Source organism: Staphylococcus caeli, from assembly GCF_900097965.1.
GTDB classification, from domain to species: Bacteria; Bacillota; Bacilli; order Staphylococcales; family Staphylococcaceae; genus Staphylococcus; species Staphylococcus caeli.
Genome location: NZ_FMPG01000001.1, coordinates 279902 through 300990 on the forward strand (window position 1 = coordinate 279902; position 21089 = coordinate 300990).

Annotated in this window: 19 protein-coding genes; 9 read left to right on the forward strand and 10 right to left on the reverse strand. The window is 31.4% G+C overall.

The window, feature by feature from the left end; all coding sequences use genetic code 11:
- Nucleotides 1-11: 11 nt before the first annotated feature.
- On the reverse strand, nt 12-935 hold the full coding sequence (gene hemH / locus BJS11_RS01380; RefSeq protein ID WP_069995023.1) for a ferrochelatase: 924 nt from the start codon (nt 933-935) through the stop codon (nt 12-14).
- An 84-nt stretch (nt 936-1019) separates the two neighbouring features.
- On the reverse strand, nt 1020-2054 hold the full coding sequence (hemE, locus tag BJS11_RS01385; protein WP_069995022.1) for a uroporphyrinogen decarboxylase: 1035 nt from the start codon (nt 2052-2054) through the stop codon (nt 1020-1022).
- A gap of 261 nt (nt 2055-2315) precedes the next feature.
- Between hemE and BJS11_RS01390 the strand changes: the two genes are divergently transcribed.
- On the forward strand, nt 2316-2819 hold the full coding sequence (locus BJS11_RS01390; RefSeq protein WP_069995021.1) for an antibiotic biosynthesis monooxygenase: 504 nt from the start codon (nt 2316-2318) through the stop codon (nt 2817-2819).
- 71 nt (nt 2820-2890) lie between these two features.
- Here the strand turns inward: BJS11_RS01390 and ecsB are convergent, their stop codons facing one another.
- Nucleotides 2891-4120 (reverse strand): ABC transporter permease EcsB, encoded by a 1230-nt coding sequence (gene ecsB, locus BJS11_RS01395; RefSeq protein ID WP_374699927.1) that lies wholly within the window; start codon nt 4118-4120, stop codon nt 2891-2893.
- Nucleotides 4117-4854, reverse strand: a complete 738-nt coding sequence (gene ecsA / locus BJS11_RS01400; RefSeq protein ID WP_069995020.1) for an ABC transporter ATP-binding protein EcsA — start codon at nt 4852-4854, stop codon at nt 4117-4119. Before ecsA ends, ecsB begins: the two co-directional genes overlap by 4 nt.
- A 128-nt stretch (nt 4855-4982) precedes the next feature.
- On the opposite strand from ecsA, the gene BJS11_RS01405 reads away from it, so the two are divergent.
- The 4 genes from BJS11_RS01405 (at nt 4983) to prsA (ending at nt 7993) form a co-directional block, all read left to right on the forward strand.
- Nucleotides 4983-5408, forward strand: coding sequence for an HIT family protein (locus tag BJS11_RS01405; protein WP_069995019.1), 426 nt, complete (start codon nt 4983-4985; stop codon nt 5406-5408).
- 78 nt (nt 5409-5486) lie between these two features.
- Entirely contained in the window at nt 5487-5858 is a 372-nt protein-coding gene (locus BJS11_RS01410; RefSeq protein WP_069995018.1) for a YtxH domain-containing protein, read from the forward strand.
- A gap of 195 nt (nt 5859-6053) precedes the next feature.
- Nucleotides 6054-6611, forward strand: a complete 558-nt coding sequence (locus BJS11_RS01415; protein ID WP_069995017.1) for a DUF3267 domain-containing protein — start codon at nt 6054-6056, stop codon at nt 6609-6611.
- Nucleotides 6612-7006: 395 nt separating this feature from the next.
- Nucleotides 7007-7993 carry a peptidylprolyl isomerase PrsA gene (gene prsA, locus BJS11_RS01420; RefSeq protein ID WP_069995016.1) on the forward strand — a complete coding sequence of 329 codons (987 nt, stop codon included), beginning with the start codon at nt 7007-7009 and terminating at the stop codon, nt 7991-7993.
- Between the two features lie 109 nt (nt 7994-8102).
- Here the strand turns inward: prsA and yhaM are convergent, their stop codons facing one another.
- The 6 genes from yhaM to xdrA all read right to left on the reverse strand — a co-directional run bounded on the left by yhaM (nt 8103) and on the right by xdrA (nt 15767).
- Complete coding sequence (yhaM, locus tag BJS11_RS01425) at nt 8103-9044, reverse strand: 3'-5' exoribonuclease YhaM (protein ID WP_069995015.1); 942 nt, start codon at nt 9042-9044, stop codon at nt 8103-8105.
- The gene (locus BJS11_RS01430) at nt 9041-11977 is read right to left on the reverse strand and encodes an ATP-binding protein (protein WP_069995014.1); all 2937 of its coding nucleotides are present in this window, start codon (nt 11975-11977) and stop codon (nt 9041-9043) included. The genes yhaM and BJS11_RS01430 overlap by 4 nt, the downstream gene beginning before the upstream one ends.
- A 1-nt stretch (nt 11978) precedes the next feature.
- The gene (locus BJS11_RS01435) at nt 11979-13163 is read right to left on the reverse strand and encodes a metallophosphoesterase family protein (protein WP_069995013.1); all 1185 of its coding nucleotides are present in this window, start codon (nt 13161-13163) and stop codon (nt 11979-11981) included.
- A gap of 334 nt (nt 13164-13497) precedes the next feature.
- Nucleotides 13498-13842 (reverse strand): YlbF/YmcA family competence regulator, encoded by a 345-nt coding sequence (locus BJS11_RS01440; RefSeq protein ID WP_069995012.1) that lies wholly within the window; start codon nt 13840-13842, stop codon nt 13498-13500.
- Between the two features lie 68 nt (nt 13843-13910).
- On the reverse strand, nt 13911-15041 hold the full coding sequence (locus tag BJS11_RS01445; protein ID WP_069995011.1) for a DUF445 domain-containing protein: 1131 nt from the start codon (nt 15039-15041) through the stop codon (nt 13911-13913).
- A gap of 261 nt (nt 15042-15302) precedes the next feature.
- Entirely contained in the window at nt 15303-15767 is a 465-nt protein-coding gene (xdrA, locus tag BJS11_RS01450) for an XRE family transcriptional regulator XdrA (RefSeq protein WP_069995010.1), read from the reverse strand.
- A gap of 697 nt (nt 15768-16464) precedes the next feature.
- Here xdrA and pflB point away from each other — a divergent pair.
- From pflB to BJS11_RS01470, 4 genes are all read left to right on the forward strand, one after another.
- Nucleotides 16465-18714: a formate C-acetyltransferase gene (gene pflB, locus BJS11_RS01455; RefSeq protein ID WP_069995009.1), complete on the forward strand. Its 2250-nt coding sequence runs from the start codon at nt 16465-16467 to the stop codon at nt 18712-18714.
- A 24-nt stretch (nt 18715-18738) separates the two neighbouring features.
- Nucleotides 18739-19494: a pyruvate formate-lyase-activating protein gene (gene pflA, locus BJS11_RS01460; RefSeq protein ID WP_069995008.1), complete on the forward strand. Its 756-nt coding sequence runs from the start codon at nt 18739-18741 to the stop codon at nt 19492-19494.
- A gap of 217 nt (nt 19495-19711) precedes the next feature.
- Complete coding sequence (locus BJS11_RS01465; protein WP_069995007.1) at nt 19712-20512, forward strand: ABC transporter permease; 801 nt, start codon at nt 19712-19714, stop codon at nt 20510-20512.
- Between the two features lie 153 nt (nt 20513-20665).
- A complete protein-coding gene (locus BJS11_RS01470) occupies nt 20666-20974 on the forward strand; it encodes a hypothetical protein (RefSeq protein WP_069995006.1) in 309 nt (102 codons plus the stop codon).
- The last annotated feature ends 115 nt before the right edge of the window (nt 20975-21089 follow it).

The following is a 21089-nucleotide window of genomic DNA, read 5'->3' on the forward strand; positions in this document are numbered from 1 at the left end:
TCACGCTTCCTTTAATAAACATTTTTAATTTCATCAACTATAGCACCAATAAATAATGGATCTGTATTAGGCATAGCAGGACGATAATAATGTACACCCAGTGCATCACATACAACCTTACACTCATAGTCATTATCATATAAAACTTCTAAATGCTCACACACAAAGCCAACTGGTGTATATATATAGTGTTTATAACCATGCTCATTGAATAATGACTTAGTTAAATCTTGTACATCTGGACCTAACCAAGGTGTGCCAGTGTTCCCTTCCGACTGCCATCCTTCAGCTACATGAATGATATCAGAATGTTGCTCCAATAATTCCGCTGTATGCTTCAATTCATTCGGGTATGGATCATTATTTTTTTCAATCAATCCCTTAGGCAGACTGTGCGCTGAAACCACAAGTACTGTCTTATCATGTTCATCTTTCGGAATTTCAGTTAATGTCTCATTAATTTTTTCAGTCCAATATTGAATGAATTTGGGCTGTTGATAATAATGTTCAACATGCTTTAACGTGATGCCAAACTTATCAGCCTCTTTTTGTGCACGTGTATTATACGCTCCCACAGAAAAACTTGAATAATGTGGCGCTAATACAACAGTAACCGCTTCATCAATACCATCTTCATGCATTGACTGAACAGCGTCCTCAATAAACGGATGGATATGTTTTAAACCAATATATAACTTGAATTCAACATCATCATAATCTTGGTTTAATGCATCGCAAAGTGCTTCACCTTGTTTTTGTGTTGTATTCGCTAAAGGTGATAAACCACCAATAAATTGATATCTATCTTTTAAGTCCTTCAACTCTTCATCCGTAGGTTTTTTCCCATGTCTAATATCAGTATAATAAGCTTCTATATCACTTTCTTGATATGGTGTGCCATAAGCCATTACTAACAAACCTATAGTTTTTGTCATTTTAAAATCATCCTTTTGTTTAATAATTTTTAGATTTATATGACATAATATTTGTAAATCTTGATAGCTAAAATTTATGTCTTACTATCTTCGTGTATATTCGTGTACAAACGTGGTTACACGTTTTAAAGTCTCAGGTTGTACTTCTGGAAACACACCATGACCTAAGTTGAATATATGCTTACCATGGTCTAGACCTTGATCAAGTATCTCTTTTAATCTAGGCTCAATGACTTCCCATGGTGCCAATAATAATGATGGATCCAAATTCCCTTGAAGTGTCTTAGTGATGTTCATCGATTGTGCTTCTTTTATTGAAAGTCTCCAATCTAGACCTAAGACATCTATCGGTAAACTATTCCATTCTTCAGCTAAATGACTTGCACCAACACCAAATAAAATAACCGGAACATTGTGTTTTGCTTTAATACCACTAATTAATTTATTCATAGCTGGTTTAATATAATAGCGATAATCTTCTACATTTAGCGCTCCGCCCCATGAATCAAAAACTTGAATGAGTTGTGCACCTGCTTCAATTTGTGCCGTCGTATATGTAATGGACATATCTACTAAATGATCCATCAATGCAAACCATGTCGCTTCATCACTATACATCATTGCTTTTGTAAAATTATAGTTCTTAGAAGGTCCACCTTCAATCATATAACTTGCCAGTGTGAACGGGGCACCTGTAAAACCAATCAAAGGCACATTCAATTTTTCTTCAGTCAATAGTTTTATCGTATCCAATACGTAAGGTACATCACGCTTCGGATTAATGTGTCCTAATTTCTCAACATCTTGCATATTTTTAATTGGATTGTGTATAACTGGACCTATACCTGATTTAATTTCTACATCTACACCGATTGGTTGTAATGGTGTCATAATATCTTTATATAATACTGCAGCATCTGTATTATAATTATCTACTGGTAAATGTGTAACATAAGCACACAATTCAGGTTGGTGCGTTATTTCAAATAGTGAATATTTTTCTTTTAATTTTCTATATTCAGGCTGTGATCTCCCAGCTTGACGCATAAACCACACTGGTGTGTGTGTAACGTCTTTCCCATTTATCATATCTAGGATTGTATTATTTTTAGTATGCACCTTTTAATCCTCCCACATTATAATCATTCTTATTTATGATACCATATTGATATATATCACGGCTTTTAATAACACAAAATGTCATAAAAAAGACAAAGTGTCTACTTTCACCGTTCCAATCATTTGACTATTGTTTTATATTGTAAATCAATTATAATATTAACAAAGTCTATTTTATAATTATTTGAAACACTGGTTGTTTCTATAGTAATGTAAAATAGTTATTTAAAGTTACATAATTTAAGCAAGGGGGACAAAATTATGAAAATTTATGCATCTTATGGGACATTTGGTTATTTGAATCAAATCAGACTTAACAACCCTGACCATAACTTATTACAATTTTCAGCATCTGATTCTTCAGTAATTATCGAAGAAACAGAGCAAAGTTCAGTTCTAAAGCAACCTTTAGTTTATGAAGTGCTTAAAGCTGAAGGCGAATTAAATAAAGATTATTTTTATTCTGTAATATTTGTACCTACTTCCGAAGATCATGCCTATCAATTGGAAAAAAGATTGGAAAATTTAACAACAAACTTCCAACAATTTGCAGGTTATAGAAGCTATCGTTTCTTGAAACCTGAACAAGGTCTAACCTATAAAATTTATTTTGGATTTGAAAGTAGAACAGCATACGAAGATTTTAAAGCATCTTCAGTATTTAAAGATAACTTTGATAAATCAGCACTAAGTCAATTCTTCGGTGCGAGTGGTCAACATTCAAGTTATTTTGAGCGATATCTATTCCCTATCGACGATCATTAAAAATAATTAAATCATCATTTCTGAAAATAGTGGTGCTCCGATGTTAATAAACATCGAGTCACCACTATTTTTTAATCTTTCAATAATGCTTCTTGATATTTTAATTTTTTTATCACATTTCTAATTGTTAACCAGCCAACTAAGAAAAACAGAAGTCCAAAATAACTATACATTGGGAATGTAATAACATAAACGATTACAAATAATATACCCACGATAACCATCAATCTATATAAAAACTGCTCATAGCCTTTTATAACTTTGGTATCTGAACTTGGCCATACTTGCGGCCAAAGACCATATGCTTGTTGCGTATAAAACTGTGCCATTTGTAGCAATATAATATACATGAACAAACTACCTATTATCACAGTGACAACTGGATGGTTTAGCCAAAACATTAATATTAATGCTATTAACACAAGTCTTAATATGATATTAAATGCGTCCTTTCCTCTCGCAAAACTCCTTTTAAATAAATAGAGGTACATATAGTTTTCATTAAATTGTTTGCTTTTCGGAGTTCCTAATAAAGGATCTAAATAACTTCTTCGAACAGCAGTTTCTTTAAGATGTTTTACGTCGGTGAACATATTTACGAATTTATAATAATTCATATGATGTTGTTGTTCTGATTTTATCAATCTCTCCCAAGGAAATAATTGATTTTTATTTTGTGCTTTTAATAGCATCACTAAACCAATTATCAAAAGTATAGATGTCACACTAGCAATTTGCTTCGCATCTAATGCGACATAATAACTAGATGTATATAGAATAAAAAGCAATGTATGTAATGACCAACTTTCAAGTCGATATTTATACCATTGCCATTTTAATAGTAAACCTACATACGGTAAAATCAGCATTAGCACTGCAAATAATATATAAAAGTCATAAGTCTTATTATTTAACACATAAAAAAGTGGAAATAATATGATTATCATAATTATTTGCAAACCTACTCTTGCAAAATAACTATAATTCAAACTATACGATATATATATCGACATATGCTTTTCAAATGGTAATAAAAATAATCTGTCGGCATCTTTAAGTAATGTTCTGAGCGGAAACATAGAAGTAATTGCTACAATAACACTCGCAATAAGTGCATAATTTATATTCTTAGGTATTGATTTTAACCAATCTCCATATCCTAAAATAAATGCGCCTAATAAAATGACCAAAAACACCGAAAAATGCCCATTAAAAATAAATTTATTATAATAGCGTTTTTCTTTAGCAATCGCATTCTTTCTTACACTAAATAATTGTTTGGCATCTTGTTCTTGCATCATGTATCTTGACCACCTTGTGTCACATGAATATAAATTTCATCTAATGTTTTCCCGCTTAAGCCTGTTTGAGCTTGTAATGCTTTTAAATCACCGAATGCTACGACTTCACCTTCATCCATAATTAAAAATCTGTCACAATATCGTTCAGCTGTTGCTAAAATATGCGTACTCATGAGAACTGTACGTCCTTCATTCTTTTTTTCAACCATTAAATCTAGCATCGATTGTATACCTAATGGATCTAAACCAAGAAATGGTTCATCTATGATATACAATTCAGGATTTACAATAAACGCACATATAATCATGACCTTTTGTTTCATCCCTTTAGAAAAATGACTCGGAAATATATTTAATTCATCTTCTAAACGAAACGTTTTAAGTAACGGGCGCGCACGTTCCATAGCAGTCTCTTTACTGATATCATATGCCATTGCAGTCATATATATGTGCTCTTGCAATGTTAGTTCTTCATAAATAACCGGAGACTCTGGAATATACGACAATTTTCTTCTATATGCTTCGACGTCTTGCTTAATATCAATATCAGAAATTGATAACTTCCCTTCCATTGGAGTTAATAATCCAAGCATATGTTTAATCGTTGTACTCTTACCTGCACCATTTAAGCCTATGAGGCCCACAATTTCACCTTGTGTTAATTCAAAATTTATATTTTTAATAACAGGTCGTTTACCATAACCACCTGTAAGTTGTTCTACTTTTACTGTCATAAGGCACCTCCACAAAATATATTGTACCAAAAATCAATGATTAGTCATAAATTTACTATTGAAAACTGACGGAAATATACATGTAATGCTATAATATTTAGTAACAATCTTACAAGGAGTGAAGATTCATGTCAGAAACAATTTTCAGCAAAATTTTAGATGGCGAAATTCCAAGTCATAAAGTATATGAAGACGATGCTGTATATGCATTTTTAGATATATCACAAGTGACTAAAGGACATACATTGTTAATTCCGAAAAAAGCTTCAGCAAATATTTTTGAAACGGATAGTGAAACGATGCAACACATCGGCGCAGCACTGCCTAAAGTAGCCAATGCAATTAAAGCTGCCTTCAATCCAGATGGATTAAACATTATTCAGAACAATGGAGAATATGCGGATCAATCTGTATTTCATTTACACTTTCATTTATTGCCAAGATATGAAAATGATATAGATGGTTTTGGTTACAAATGGGAGACTCATGAAGATCAAATTGATGATAAACAAAAAGCTCAAATTGCAAAAGAAATCGTAGCTCAATTCGAATAATCATGCTTACACAACAATTAAAAGGGTATACAAAAAATATTAATAGATGAGAGATTATTAAGGATAAGGAGAATTTTTATGAAAACAGCTCAAATTTTACTAGGTCTAGGTGCAGGCATTGCAACTGGAGTTGGTGTAGCTTTAATGAATCGTGATAAAAAGGATTCAAACCAATTCTCAGCGCGCGACAAACGACCAGCAGGTGCTGAATCTGAAGTTGATAGAGAAATAAACACAATTAAACAAAGTATTAATGATATTGCAAATTACGTTGCACAAATTAAAACTGAAAGTACTGAATTCGGTACATCTATTGGCGATGAAGTTAAAACAATGATTGGTGATTTCAAATCAGATATCAATCCAAATATTGAAAATCTACAATCACATATCGAGAACCTTCAAAATCGTGGAGAAGAAATTTCTAAAGCATTTGAAAAAGATAAATAAGATTGATTATAATTAAAAAAAACAGGCTAGAATCATTAAAAAATGAACTAGCTTGTTTTTTTATATGCTCTCTCCTTCGTTCACAATTAATTAAGATTGATTTAACCTTAAAATAGTCTTGACCTTACTCAAATTAAGTTAGATAATACCAAAGTATACAGACTACTTAATTAATTGAAGGGAGTATGATAGAAAGTGTATCTTTGTACAAGACAAATTGATATTAATGCACGTTTTGGCTTACCCAGGATTGCATTTCTCAGTTTAGTTACAACTATCATTACCTTTCTTATTGCATATGAAATTCTATATTTCTTTTCTAATACCAAATTAACAGATCAATATTTTTTAATATTTCTATTGCTTGTGATTATTTTATATCCTTTGCACAAAGCAATACATTTAATTTTCTTAATTCCATATTATAAATCGTTTAAAAAACATAAATTACTACGTCAAAAGAATATTCCATTCTATAACACATACGTCAATACGCCTGTAAATAAGTATTATTTTTGTTTTGATTTAATTACACCTTTTATAATTATTACAGCGATTTGTGCATATGTCAGTACATTATACCCACAATATGGACACTATTTAATGTTTTTAATAGCATTAAACATGGGTTATTCTGTAATGGATTTTCTATATTTAAAAATTATCCTGTTCTCAAATGAAGGATCCTACATTGAAGAGCATCAAACAGGTATCAATATTCTTAATAAAGTCAAATCAAGTGATATCAATTAGTATTAGCAAATTATATTTTATGCAGTGGGAGTGGGATAGAAATCTAATTTTTTATTAAAGATTTCGTAGTCCCACCCCGGCAAAGATGACTAGAGTTAAAAGTTTACCTTAGCTTAAGCTCATGCATAAGTCTCACTAACTTAATGAATTAAGCAGTGAGACTTTACATTTTCAATTCAATCATCTGCTGCCTAATTTGCCAAGAGCCTGAGACATCTAGTTATGTCTAGGCTCGCTTTTTTGTACCACGTGCTGTTTCTGAATTTATCCTGACGAAATCGCGTTATTATTCTCTATTCTTAATACTATAGTCGTAGATCATAGGTTTCTAATTGGTGAATAGTAAATAATATGTTATATTTACGTTGTTATTCTTACAAAAGGAGTTTCCAACTATGAAAACATTTAAAAAAGTTTTACTACCTGTTACGGCTAGTGCTTTATTATTAGGTGCATGTGGTAATAGCGCAACAGACTCAAAAGAAGATACAATTATTTCATCTAAAGCTGGTGATGTTAAAGTAGAAGATGTTATGAATAAAATTGGTGATGAACAAATCGCGAATAGCTCATTTTCTATTTTATTAAACAAGTTACTCGCTGATAAGTATAAAGATGATGTAAACACTAAAGAAATTGATGAAGAAGTTAAAAAAGAAGAAAAACAATATGGTGGTAAAGACCAATTTGAAAGCATGCTAAAACAACAAAAAATGTCTTTAGGCGATTATAAAGAACAGAAAAAATTACAAGCTTATCAAAAAGAATTATTAAATGATAAAGTGAAAATGTCAGACAAAGAAATCAAAGATCAAACTAAAAAAGCATCACACATTTTAATTAAAGTTAAAGAAAACAAAGATGATAAAGAAGGTTTATCTGATAAAGAAGCAAAAGCAAAAGCTGAAAAAATCCAAAAGCAAGTTGAGAAAAATCCAAATAAATTTGGTGAAATTGCCAAAGAAGACTCTATGGATAAATCATCAGCTAAAAAAGATGGTAGTTTAGGTTACGTTGTTAAAGGTCAAATGGAAAAAAAATTTGAAAAAGCCCTATTCAAACTTAAAGAAGGCGACGTATCTAAAGTTGTAAAAACGGATTATGGTTATCATATCATCAAAGCTGATAAAGAAGATGACTTTAACAAAGAAAAAGGTAAGCTTAAGTCTCAATTAATTCAAACAAAAGTTCAAAAAGATCCAAAATTACTTACGGATGCATATAAAGATTTATTAGATGAATATAAAGTAGACTATAAAGATCGTGATATCAAAAAAGCCATTGAAGATTCTATCCTAGATCCTGAAAAAATCAAACAACAGCAGCAACAGCAACAACAACAAGCTATGCAAAGTGGCGCTGGTATGACTGCTGGTCAATAATTTAATAATTGTTAACAAAAGGCGTTAGGTTATCCCCTAGCGCCTTTAACTATTTTAAAAAGCAGCTAATCAACACTTTACTTTGATTAGCTGCTTTAAAAATGTCCTATTAATCTATTGATTTAGGATTATAAAATTGTCTACCATCTAAGCCAAAAATACGCTCAGTAAATTGGCCTTTATCTGTTTTCTTGAATGCTTTTTCAAACATATTCATTTTAGCATCAATATTATCGATAAAGTATAAAATTTCTGCTTCTTTCATATGTGGTAATTTAGGTGATCCATACTCCATTTTACCATGATGTGCTAATATCATATGACGAAGTAATAACACTTCTTCTCCATCAATGTTCAACTCTCTCGCAGCTTCAGCTACTTCATCACTTGCAATAGATATATGTCCAAGTAAATTCCCTTCAACTGTATAAGTTGTTGCTACCGGACCGCTTAATTCTCTCACTTTCCCCATATCATGTAATATTATCGCACTATATAATAAACTGCGATTTAATAAAGGATAAATATCACAAATAGACTTTGCAACACGTAACATTGTAAGTACATGATAACTTAAGCCACTAGAGAAGTTATGATGATGTGTACTCGCTGCTGGAAATGTGAAAAATGCATCTTGATGTTTACGAATCAAATGACGTGTAATACGTTGTAAATGTGCATTTTCAATTTCTAACATATAATGAGATATTTCATCTTGAATTTCATCTGGGCTTAGCGGTGCACCATCAACAAAATCTTGTGTTTTCATGTTATCTTCCGGTGTCGCTAATTTTATTTTATTTATTTTCATTTGTTTACGGCCACGATAATTTATTACATCACCAAGGACATGAACAATTTTCTCTGGTTCTAATATTTTCATATCTTCTTTACTTACTGTCCATAACTTCGCTTCGATATCTCCGCTTTTATCTTGTAAATAAAGCGTCATATAGTCTTTGCCTTGTGCTGTCACACCTTGCGTCGCTTTATGGATTAGAAAGAAATGATCAACGGAATCACCAGGATTTAATTTTTCTACATTTCTCATTTTTTACCGCCTTCCTCGATTTTATCTAAGGTAATAATTTGTTTTGAAGGCACGCTAGTATCTTTGACACATGTAAAGTATAGAATTTGATAATGATTTGGCAATTGTCTTAAATAATTCATCATAATATCTTTTCGCTGTTTATCAAAATGAACAAATGCATCATCAATGATAACTGGGAATGGATAATATGGTTTCAATATTTTAATTAAGCTTAAACGTAATGCAATATAAAGAATTTCTTTGGTTGACTGACTTAATTCAACTGGTTCATACATTTGACCATTGTTTTGTTTTACCATTAAATTGTCATTCGCATAAGTAACTTGTACATAATGCCCATTAGTTAAGTGTTTAAAGATATCAGTTGCTTCATTTATCACTTGTGGTAATCGTTTATCTTTAATTTGTTTAATATGTCCATCAACCAATGCTTGTAAATAGCTTAGACTTGCCCAATCTTTAGCTTCATCATTTACTTTATTTTTGAGTATGTGAAAACGATGTCTTAAGTCTGCTAATGTTTTATCGGTTTCCATATCAGTGATTTTAGCATTTAAATCACTTACTTCTGATTGCATTTCCAAATATTGATCATTATAATCATCAACTTGGCCTGATAACACTTCATCTTCATAAGCTAGTTGAGCTGCTGTCTTTTCACTTAATTTTGAACTTGTATCATAGTTATAATTTTGATTTTCTAAATACTTAGTTAAGTCATTAAAACGTGCCATATTTCGGTGATAGTCTTTATATTGCACGTGATGTTGATAAAATGCTTCTTCATCATTTACATTTATAAAATCAAACAGTCGTGCAATCACATTGCTATTTTCATTAAGACGATTATGCAATTGTGAAACTTCACTTTCAATTAATTCGATTTGTTCATTATTGCGCGTCCATTTTTCTAAATTACTTGTTTCTGTTTTCAACCATTGGCTAATATCATGGAATAAAGACAGTTCATTGAAATATGTCCATTGTTGTTTTGTTACTTCTTGTGCATGCGCATAAAATTCTGCTAATTGTTGTTGTAAATCATGCGCTTGTTGCTGTAATTCGTCTATATGTTTGTCATGCGCTTTAATCTTGTTCATTGTGCCAATACTATCAACTATGAGTTCGTCAGACATCTTTTCAGATAAGAATAAATCTGATTTAACTTTATCTATGTTGTCTTGTGCATTTTGATATTGTTGTTGTGCTTGTTCTAATGTGCGAATGAGATAGTCTGATTTTTTATCAATAGCTTCCTTAGTCTTAATTGCATTTTGCAATTGCTCACGCACTCTGTATTGATCGTCTAAATCAAAATCCAAATCATAGTTATCTTCAAGTTTATTAATTTGAATTTCTAAATCATCTATTTCTTTAGAAAATGATTCACTATGACCAACTTTTTTAGTTTTAACAAAGAAAATTCCTACAATAAATACAAGTGACATCACAGCAAATATAATACCAAACAATACATTTGATGATACGAAGGAGAAAATTGTCAGACCTATACCCACTAACGCTAACACGATTAAACTCATGCGCAACAGATTTTGTCTCTTTTCATTTTCACGCTGTTCTTTATCAAATGTTTCTTTCATTTTTTGATAGAGATTATTTTTCTCTTGTAATTCAAATACTTGTCTACTATGTTGTTTTTTCTTTTCAAAATTCTCTTCCGGTACAATATCCGCTTCTAACGCATTAATTTCGGCATCATTGGTCTCTTTATCGATTTTGTTTTCTTCAACATTTCGTTCAAGTTGTTGAATATATGCAGTTTGTTCTTGCTTGTTTTTAATTTGATTACTGACGTGACTCTTCATTGCTTCAGAACCATCTATCTCATGATGTACAGTCTGCCAACCAATATTTGATTTCAAACCTTCTTTTTCTCGCGTTTTATCTTGAACTTCTTTGTTTAAAGCCTTTAATTCATATTCTTTTTGTTTTATTTCATTTTCTTGCTGATATATATGGTTAAAAGCATCAATATCACTTTGTTTAGGTACTGTAATTTTTTCATTTTCTGCTTTAAGATGTGCTAATCGTTCTTCTCTTAAGCTAATATCACGCTTTAAATTTTGAGTTTGAATTTTAGCAGATTCATAACGATCTATCCCTTGTTCTGGGAAAACGATTGGCTCTATGTTTAATTTTGTTTCTAGCTGTTTCCACTCTTGAGTTTGTTCATGTAACGCTAACTCTTTTTGTTTTCGCTCATGCATTTTGGATAATTGGGACAAATTTTGTTTTAAATTACTTAGACGTCTTTCTGATTTATCTTTATCATCAACCAAACGCTGGTATGTCGTTAATTTAGCTTCTTCCTCACGAATTTGACCTTCTAATTCTTTTAATTGTTCTAGTTGTTGATTAATTAATGGATTACGGCCATTTTTCTTATATAAAAATTCTTTTTTTTCATTTAACAATTCGCGCATGCTTGTAAATTCTGTAGATCCAAGCGCACCCGCCTGCAATAAATAATTTTGTAATTGAGTTTCATCTAAATTCTTATGAATATCCTGTAATCCTAATACGTCAAATGAAAAAATGCCTTGATATGTACGTTTAGAGATGTAATTCAGTTCTTTTTTCAACCAGCTCTCATCTTTAATCGTACCATTGGGTAGATATACCTTAACATCGCCTGTTGCACTACCTTTAATACGCTCTACTTCGACTAAAGAGCCATCATCTTGAATTAATGTAAGTTTCCCACCATATTGATTTCCTAATCGTGGTTCTAAACGTGGTTCGCTTTCTTTCTTTGTTGGGAATCCAAATAATATAGAGTGGATAAAAGCTTGAATTGTTGATTTACCTGTTTCATTTTCACCATAAATCTCTGTAAAATTAGCATTGAATTCAATCTTTCTTTCAATAAATCTACCATAGCCATATATTTCTAATGATTTGATCTTCATTTTACTCCCCCCTCATATCTGATTTCAACAATGCTTCTGCACGTTCTATTAATTCTTTTCTGTCAAAATCATTATAATTTTCTAGATATTTGGATGCTTTGGGATTTAAATACAAATCATTCATTGCTTGATCATAAACTGTTGTATCTTCAATAAGCTCTGTTGAAAATTCTTTGACTAAAGTATTAGACTCTTCAAATTTATTACTTATAACCAAGTCTTCTATAAACACAAAGTTATGTTCATTTTCTTCATAGTCACTAATCATTTCATGTACTTGTAACTTATCATGATCTGATATGTTTTGATCTGAATTTACCTCCACTTTTAATTGGTAAATAGCTTTACCTTGTGGTCTTACTTGTGCCTTAAATGCTTGAATATCATCAAATAAACCCTGTTTTGTCGTCTTATCCGTTTCTAGCGTTGCTTTTTCAAAACGGATAAATTGTGTAGGTACAAACTGTGTGTTGAGCTTCAGATCATCTCCCTCAACCAATAAACAGCCCTTCTCACCTAATTCTTTGAAATGACGACCTTGTATATTTCCCGCATAGTGTATCTGTGGCATATCACTTAATTGTTGGCGTTCATGAATATGTCCTAATGCCCAATAATGATACAATTTGTTGTTTAAATCCTCTAATCTAAATTCAGTATATCGATCTTTCGCATTTGTCTTACTATATGTTCCATGTAAAATACCGATATGTATACCTTTTTGTCCTTGGCTTGAAGGATATGCATCGAGTTTATTTTCATAACTCGCATCATTTTGATAACTGAATCCATGTAGGTAAATTTCTTCACCATTTTTAGTTATGGTTTGGTAGGTTTCTACATTTTCTGCGAAAACTGAAACATTGTCTGGCCAAACTGTACCTATTCTTGCTGAAAGTGGGTCATGATTGCCATGACATAAATAAACAAAAATTTGTTCACGTTCTAAACGTTCAAATTGTTCTTTTAAAAAAACTTCCGCGCGCAATGTGCGATTCTCCTGATCAAATAAGTCACCAGAAATAATCATAAAATCTATCTCTTCTTTTAATGCTAAATCAACTATTTTTTTAAAGCTCTCATAAGCACTTTTTTGCATATCTTCTAAAATAGACCGACTTAAATAACTTCTAGATTTAAAAGGACTATCTAAATGTAAGTCAGCACAATGTATAAATTTCACCATACAGTATAGTTCTCCTTTTTTGAAAGGTTTATTTATGATAATGCAACAAACACAATTCATCATAGAATTGTTTCTTGAATACAACGATAAATTGTATGCATGTCAATACCTTATATCTCTATATTTTACCACATAGACCACAATACAGTCGATAAAACAAAGCCTGCATCTCATAGAATACTGCCATTGTTAAAATGCTTAAAAATGTTTTAGCTATGTATATTAAATTTAATCTAATCACTAGTGAATGAAAAATAAAAATGCCGACAAAGCACTAAGACTCTGTCGGCATTTTATTAAAATAATCTAAAGTTTATTTACGAAAACTAAGTTATTAGTCAGCGTAAATTTCATCTAAAGGTTTAACAATGATTTGGTTAATTTCTTGGAATACTTGGCTCATATTTTGTTCAGCAGCCATTAATTCAGAAATATTTGAATCATTTTCGATTTTTTGAGCTTGTTCTTGTGCTTTTTGTAGCTCTTCTTCACCGATTTCTTCACCTTGCATTTGCTTTTGTTGGAAGTTTAATTGTGTTTCACGGAATTCGTCAAATAAATCTTTTGACTCTTTATTTTCTTTAACTTTTGCATAAGCATTTTGAATTGCTTGATATTCATCACTTTCTCTTAATGCTTGCTCTAATTGATTTGCATGATCGTATAAATTTACTGCCACTATGCTTCACTCCTTTTTTGTATATGTGTGAAAACCACATCGCTACTACAATAACATAATTTAATATGTTATACAAAAATTGCAATCACACCTTGTAATAAACCGATAATACCACCTAATAAAAATCCTAAAAGCATAATTAATTTTAATTCTTTATTAGCTATATCAATAATTAATTTTTCAATATATGCCAGATCAAATGTATTAATTTGTGCTTCTACCATTTCACGTAAATTAATCCGCTTCATGATTGGTGAAACATGTTTAGATGCATTACTAATAACCATATCCGTTATTTTTTTAGACAGCTTTCCTTCTAGAAAATTAATAAAACTTGGCATAATCGTATTTAGCGGTTTGTGCGCATTATGTTCAATATCAATATAACCTATTGCTAATTCACAAATTGAATGCTTAAGCGAATCAAATTGCTGTTCATTTATAACTTCACTTAATTGTTTAGATTTCATCGTTTCGTATTCACTTTGAATGATTTGAGTAGCAATGTCTTTCGCTTTAGGATGGTCCGTTAAACGAATAAGTTCATGTTGAATACGGTCTGCGATGCTTTCTTTTGTCATAAACATTTGTAACAAGCCTACAATTTTACCTCTTTCGTTAAAGAACGTATCTAACATGGATGCTATATCTGTAGCACCTTTTTGAGATTTCAAGTACACACGTGCACGCTCAAATAACAACTCAGGTACCGCATCAACTTTTTCATCTAAATCTTTTTCTATCGTACTTGGTATAATTTCATTGACGGCTTTTTCTTTATTGTCTACATAAAATGCATCCAATTTTGAAGAAATTAATGCATCTGCCTTAGTGTTTACTATTTCCGTTAAATCGATATCTGCTTTGTTTGCTAAATACTGCAAAGTCGTATTTTCATGTTTTAACTTTTGGATTTGTTTTAAAACTAAATCTTCAATTGCCTCTCTTGACGAAGTTGCATTTAATTTTGAATGAATGACACTTTCGGTAAGTAAATGTTCTTCAACAACTTGCCCAATTTTATCTGCAACTTCTTTCCTTCTTTTAGGAATTAAGCCAGGTGTAAATGGAACACGTTTATTAAATATATAGTAAGTCTTGAAGGGATGAAAAAGCATTCTAACGGCTATCACATTAGTCACTCCACCAATGATTGCACCAATCACCATCATAAAGACAATTATTAAAAATGCATGCATATCAGTTACTCCTTTGATTACTTTAGTTCATTTCAAATGACTATTCTATTATAACCATTTCTGTATCATATAACACTTATAATACACAATTTCGCATTGTTTAAAATTAGAGAATAGTTAGATATTCAAATACAAAAAAAGACCTAAAACAGTGTTTAGATCTTTTAAAATATAGTGATTAAATCATTCATATATATCTGGAAATGAACTCTTTCAAAATCTATATAAATAATGATTCTCCTATCACAATCCGAATTAATATTATACGTGCATTAACTCTTCTTTAGAAATTCTTCCAAAATACGTTTCAGCTTCTCTAAGCTTAGAAGTTCCAAAAATTGGTTGTGTCTCTTGATTCAATACACGATAAATGTCGCTTACCTTATTGCTTTGTAATGTAAATCCATTACGACTATCTACTGTGTTCCAATAGATATCACTTGTCGTAGAATGATTTGGGTATGCACAATGATTACGTGAAATTGTTTGTACCATTTCTAATGGGTCACAACCAAACGTACTATTTAATACATCAGAATCTCTGAATAATGCACAAATTGACACACATGTTGTCCAGTTAGGTAGTACTCTCTCTTTTTCTATTTGTACTAATGTCTTTTTTGAAAGACCAATAGTTTGGGCCATCGTATCTTGCGTATAACCTGCTTCAATACGAACCATTTTAAATTTTGTTTGAATTAAATCTGTAAAACTCTGTCTATCCATTACTTAATCTACCTTTCATAAAGAAATATTTTATCCGGACACAAGAAATTGCAATAATACACGCTTCTTGAAACACAAATTACATCATATTACATTTTTTAGTAAAATAAAAGAGTGAAATGAAATTTTCATTGTTAATTATCATTGGCGCAATTATCAAAATAATCAATCTTATATCATATATTTAATTTTAAAACAAAACTAGCTTGTTTTTAACCACAGTAAGTTTTAAAAAAGTGCTTCATCCGAATTACTTATTACTCTTTTAAGATAAGAACACTATTTATTATTATAGCTTATTTTTCGCTATTACGCATAGGAAATGATCTTATTTATTAAAAGTTTTTTCTATAAATCATCCTTTTGTAATACTGTATCCCCTATACAAATTTAAAATCCTCTACACATTCAACTAAAACCGTCTGAATTTCAATTACTTTATGTTTAACATTATAACGCAATTTTAAAAGTTCATTTTATAGAGGTAGTTCTAAACACAAAGTTTTTTATGCCCAAGCGATTCACATTCTGTTATATAACAGCTCTCCCCTTTAATGCAACTGTATTCATTTTCCATACAGTTTTTCAATTCAGTCACAGAACAGTGAAAAAACGTTCACAAAGTTTGTGAAAAATATAACAAGACAAATGTTACAATATTTGTGAAAAGATTAACAATATGAATGGAGGCAACATTATGCTAGAAAAAACTAATGAAAAAGCAACTGCATGGCATGGATTTAAAAATGGACGATGGAATCGTCAGGTAGATGTACGTGAATTTATTCAGTTAAACTATTCACTCTATGAAGGCGATGATCAATTTTTAGAAGGTCCTACTGAAGCAACAACGAAACTTTGGGAACAAGTCATGACATTGTCTAAAGAAGAGCGTGAACGTGGCGGTATGTGGGATATGGATACCAAAATTGCTTCTACTATTACTTCACATGATGCTGGATATTTAAACGAAGATTTAGAAACAATTGTCGGTGTTCAAACAGAAAAACCTTTTAAACGTTCTATGCAACCTTTTGGCGGTATTCGCATGGCAAAAGCCGCTTGTGAAGCATACGGTTATGAGTTAGACGCCGAAACAGAAAAAATATTTACTGACTATCGTAAAACGCATAACCAAGGTGTATTTGATGCCTATTCAAAAGAAATGCTTAACTGTAGAAAGGCCGGAATTATTACTGGTTTACCAGATGCCTATGGCCGTGGTCGTATCATCGGAGACTACCGTCGTGTCGCACTTTATGGCATTGACTTTTTAATGGAATCAAAAATGCATGACTTCAATACTATGTCCACAGAAATGTCGGAAGATGTTATTCGTTTGCGTGAAGAACTCTCTGAACAATATCGCGCGTTAAAAGAACTTAAGGAATTAGGACATAAGTATGGCTTTGACCTTGGACGTCCAGCAACGAATTTCAAAGAAGCTGTTCAATGGTTATATTTAGCTTACTTAGCAGCAATTAAAGAACAAAATGGTGCAGCAATGAGTTTAGGTCGTACTTCAACATTCCTAGATATTTATGCTGAACGTGATTTAAATAATGGCACTATAACTGAAAGTGAAGTTCAAGAAATTATTGACCATTTCATCATGAAATTAAGAATTGTTAAATTTGCACGTACACCTGATTATAACGAATTATTCTCAGGTGATCCTACTTGGGTAACAGAATCTATTGGTGGCGTAGGTATTGATGGCAGACCATTAGTTACGAAAAACTCCTTCCGTTTCTTACACTCATTAGACAACTTAGGCCCTGCACCAGAACCAAACTTAACTGTGCTATGGTCAGTTCAATTGCCAACACATTTTAAAACATACTGTGCAAAAATGAGTATCAAAACAAGCTCAATTCAATATGAAAATGACGATTTAATGCGTGAATCTTATGGAGACGATTATGGCATTGCTTGTTGTGTATCTGCAATGAAAATTGGTAAACAAATGCAATTCTTCGGAGCACGTGCAAATTTAGCAAAAACTTTGCTTTACGCTATTAACGGTGGTAAAGATGAAAAATCAGGTGCACAAATTGGACCTGCATATGAATCAATTCAAAGTGACATTTTAAATTATGAAGAAGTGTTTGAAAAATTCGATAAGATGATGGACTGGTTAGCTGGTGTATATATTAATGCATTAAATGTGATTCATTATATGCATGATAAATACAGCTACGAACGTATTGAAATGGCGTTACACGACACGAATATCATTCGCACAATGGCAACAGGTATTGCTGGTCTTTCAGTGGCTGCAGACTCGTTATCAGCGATTAAGCATGCACAAGTTAAACCAATCCGTGATGAAAATGGACTCGTAGTTGATTTTGAAATCGAAGGAGACTTCCCTAAATATGGAAATAATGACCAACGTGTAGATGAAATTGCCATTGATTTAGTAGAACGCTTTATGACTAAATTAAGAAGTCATAAAACATACCGCAACTCTGAACATACAATGAGTGTGCTAACAATAACTTCTAATGTAGTATATGGTAAAAAGACTGGTAATACACCAGACGGACGTAAAGCTGGCGAACCATTTGCACCAGGTGCTAACCCAATGCATGGTCGTGATCAAAATGGTGCCCTATCATCTCTAAGTTCAGTAGCAAAATTACCATATGATTGTTGTAAAGATGGTATTTCAAATACATTTAGTATCGTTCCAAAATCATTAGGCAAAATTCCAGAAGAACAAAATAAAAACTTAACAAGTATGTTAGATGGATACGCAATGCAACATGGACATCATTTAAATATTAATGTCTTCAATAGAGAGACATTATTAGATGCCATGGAACACCCAGAAGAATATCCACAATTAACAATTCGTGTATCTGGATATGCTGTTAACTTTATTAAATTAACGCGTGAACAACAACTCGACGTTATTTCTCGTACATTCCACGAAAAAATGTAATAACGTTGGATAAGGGGTACTAAAATGCTTAAAGGACACTTACATTCCATTGAAAGTATGGGCACTGTTGATGGACCAGGACTTAGATATATATTATTTACTCAAGGATGCTTATTAAGGTGTTTATATTGCCATAATCCTGACACGTGGCAAATAAACACACCTTCCCGAGAAGTTACTGTTGATGAAATGGTTGAAGAGATATTATCGTATAAACCCTACTTCGAGGCATCAGGTGGTGGTGTTACGGTAAGTGGCGGGGAACCTTTATTACAAATGCCCTTCTTAACGGCACTTTTCAAATCATTGAAAGCACATGGCATTCATACGTGTATTGATACCTCTGCAGGTTGTGCAAATGACACTGTTGCATTTAATAGACATTTCACTGAATTATTGAAATATACTGATCTATTGCTATTAGATATTAAACATATTAATAATGAACAACATATTTCACTAACTGGAAAGCCTAATACTCATATTTTAAACGTTGCTCAAAAATTGTCGGAATTAAAGCAACCAGTATGGATAAGACATGTACTCGTTCCTGGTTACACAGATAACTCTTCTGATTTAATTGAGCTTGGAAAATTTATCAATACATTAGACAATGTTGAACGATTTGAAATTTTACCATACCATCAACTCGGTGTTCACAAATGGGAAGCAATGAATATAACCTACCAGTTAACTGATGTAGAACCACCTACAGATAAAGATGTTAAAATCGCTTATCAGACTGTTAATTTTAAAGGGAAAACCCCGATGAACATATAGTTTATGATGATATTAAAATTCACTTAAAGAACTACCGTGCAAATAATGAATTACAGCGAACCTCCACACTGCAATTATGGAGGTTCGTTTTAGTGCTAATATAAAAATATTCAAGAACATTAATTGACTAAGAAAATTTACTTACATAAAAAAAATAATGTATAATATTTTTCACTGATATATAGAAATAAAGTATATGAAAGAGTGATATGTTCAAATGAATTCAATTTGGTTTGTGTTTAAAGAGCAATTAAACAACTTATATTTAATTAAAAGACTAGCAGATTTTCAACTTCGCATTTCTAATCACAATAATTATTTAGGCGTAGCATGGGAAATCATCAACCCTGCCATGCAAATTGCTGTATATTGGTTCGTCTTTGGTTTGGGATTGCGTAACAATGCGACACATGATGGCATTCCATTTATATACTGGTTGATTGTTGGAATTAGTATGTGGTTCTTCGTTAACCAAGGTGTACTCGAAGGAACAAAGGCTATTGTTTCAAAATACAATCAAGTTGCTAAAATGAAATTCCCACTTTCAATCATTCCTAGTTATATTGTATTCAGTAGATTCTATGGTCATCTTGGATTATTACTGATTGTATTAATTTTATGTTTTTTTGGTGGTTATCACCCATCTATGTATTCATTACAATTATTAATTTACGTGCCATATGCACTGATTTTAACCACTGTTATTTCAATTCTAACTTCGACACTTGGTGTATTAATTCGAGATACACAGATGATCATGCAATCCTTGATGCGTATCATATTCTTTGTATCCTCAATCTTATATGAACCTAAAAATGAAATTGTCGTAACAGTCATGAAACTAAATCCAATTTACTTTTTAGCAGAAGGTTACAGAGCAGCAGTACTACATCATCAATGGTATTTTATAGAACATTGGCATTTAACAGTTTATAATCTGATCCTCGTTACTGTTTTGTTCATTATTGGTGCTATTGTGCATACTCGTTATAGAGACCATTTTGCAGATTTCATGTAAATGTAATGTCCCTTTGTTCTTCATGAACAGAGGGATTCTTATTATCTTAATTCACTATTGTTCATAAAATGTTATACTTAAAACTAATAATGTTCCAATCAATATTTTAGTTATTTTAATAATTTAAATTACATTTAGATTGGAGTCATATTTATGAAAATTGATATTAATCATCCGGTATTAGCGGTAAATGCCTCATTAAAATTTTTTCAGTTGCAAACAATTCCAGGACACCTCATTTTATTAGATGACCGTATTGTTTTTAAATCCATCGAACCAATTCAAGTTGCAAATGTTAAAGAAACATTTTTATTTACTGATATTCAAAGTTTAAAGACTGGTCTTTCATTTTCACCATTTAGAATTACCATAATGGATAATGATGGAGAAACATGGATTTTCGACCAAGTTCAACGCGCAGAAGCGAAAAAATTTGTGGAGTTATATGAAAGCATTCGATAGAGATAGTAATTTTAATAAAATTGATTTAAGTGAGGTTAAACGATGAAAAAGTTTTGAATTATTTTTATTTGTTTAATTGCCATGTTATTACTTTCATTATTAATTTTTAGTATAT

Bases quoted from the DNA above. Each gene is read 5' to 3' on its own strand.
- hemH (WP_069995023.1), bottom strand. From the start codon at position 935: ATGACAAAAACTATAGGTTTGTTAGTAATGGCTTATGGCACACCATAT.
- BJS11_RS01390 (WP_069995021.1), top strand. From the start codon at position 2,316: ATGAAAATTTATGCATCTTATGGGACATTTGGTTATTTGAATCAAATC.
- ecsB (WP_374699927.1), bottom strand. From the start codon at position 4,120: ATGATGCAAGAACAAGATGCCAAACAATTATTTAGTGTAAGAAAGAAT.
- ecsA (WP_069995020.1), bottom strand. From the start codon at position 4,854: ATGACAGTAAAAGTAGAACAACTTACAGGTGGTTATGGTAAACGACCT.
- BJS11_RS01405 (WP_069995019.1), top strand. From the start codon at position 4,983: ATGTCAGAAACAATTTTCAGCAAAATTTTAGATGGCGAAATTCCAAGT.
- BJS11_RS01410 (WP_069995018.1), top strand. From the start codon at position 5,487: ATGAAAACAGCTCAAATTTTACTAGGTCTAGGTGCAGGCATTGCAACT.
- prsA (WP_069995016.1), top strand. From the start codon at position 7,007: ATGAAAACATTTAAAAAAGTTTTACTACCTGTTACGGCTAGTGCTTTA.
- yhaM (WP_069995015.1), bottom strand. From the start codon at position 9,044: ATGAGAAATGTAGAAAAATTAAATCCTGGTGATTCCGTTGATCATTTC.
- BJS11_RS01430 (WP_069995014.1), bottom strand. From the start codon at position 11,977: ATGAAGATCAAATCATTAGAAATATATGGCTATGGTAGATTTATTGAA.
- BJS11_RS01435 (WP_069995013.1), bottom strand. From the start codon at position 13,163: ATGGTGAAATTTATACATTGTGCTGACTTACATTTAGATAGTCCTTTT.
- BJS11_RS01445 (WP_069995011.1), bottom strand. From the start codon at position 15,041: ATGCATGCATTTTTAATAATTGTCTTTATGATGGTGATTGGTGCAATC.
- xdrA (WP_069995010.1), bottom strand. From the start codon at position 15,767: ATGGATAGACAGAGTTTTACAGATTTAATTCAAACAAAATTTAAAATG.
- pflB (WP_069995009.1), top strand. From the start codon at position 16,465: ATGCTAGAAAAAACTAATGAAAAAGCAACTGCATGGCATGGATTTAAA.
- pflA (WP_069995008.1), top strand. From the start codon at position 18,739: ATGCTTAAAGGACACTTACATTCCATTGAAAGTATGGGCACTGTTGAT.
- BJS11_RS01465 (WP_069995007.1), top strand. From the start codon at position 19,712: ATGAATTCAATTTGGTTTGTGTTTAAAGAGCAATTAAACAACTTATAT.
- BJS11_RS01470 (WP_069995006.1), top strand. From the start codon at position 20,666: ATGAAAATTGATATTAATCATCCGGTATTAGCGGTAAATGCCTCATTA.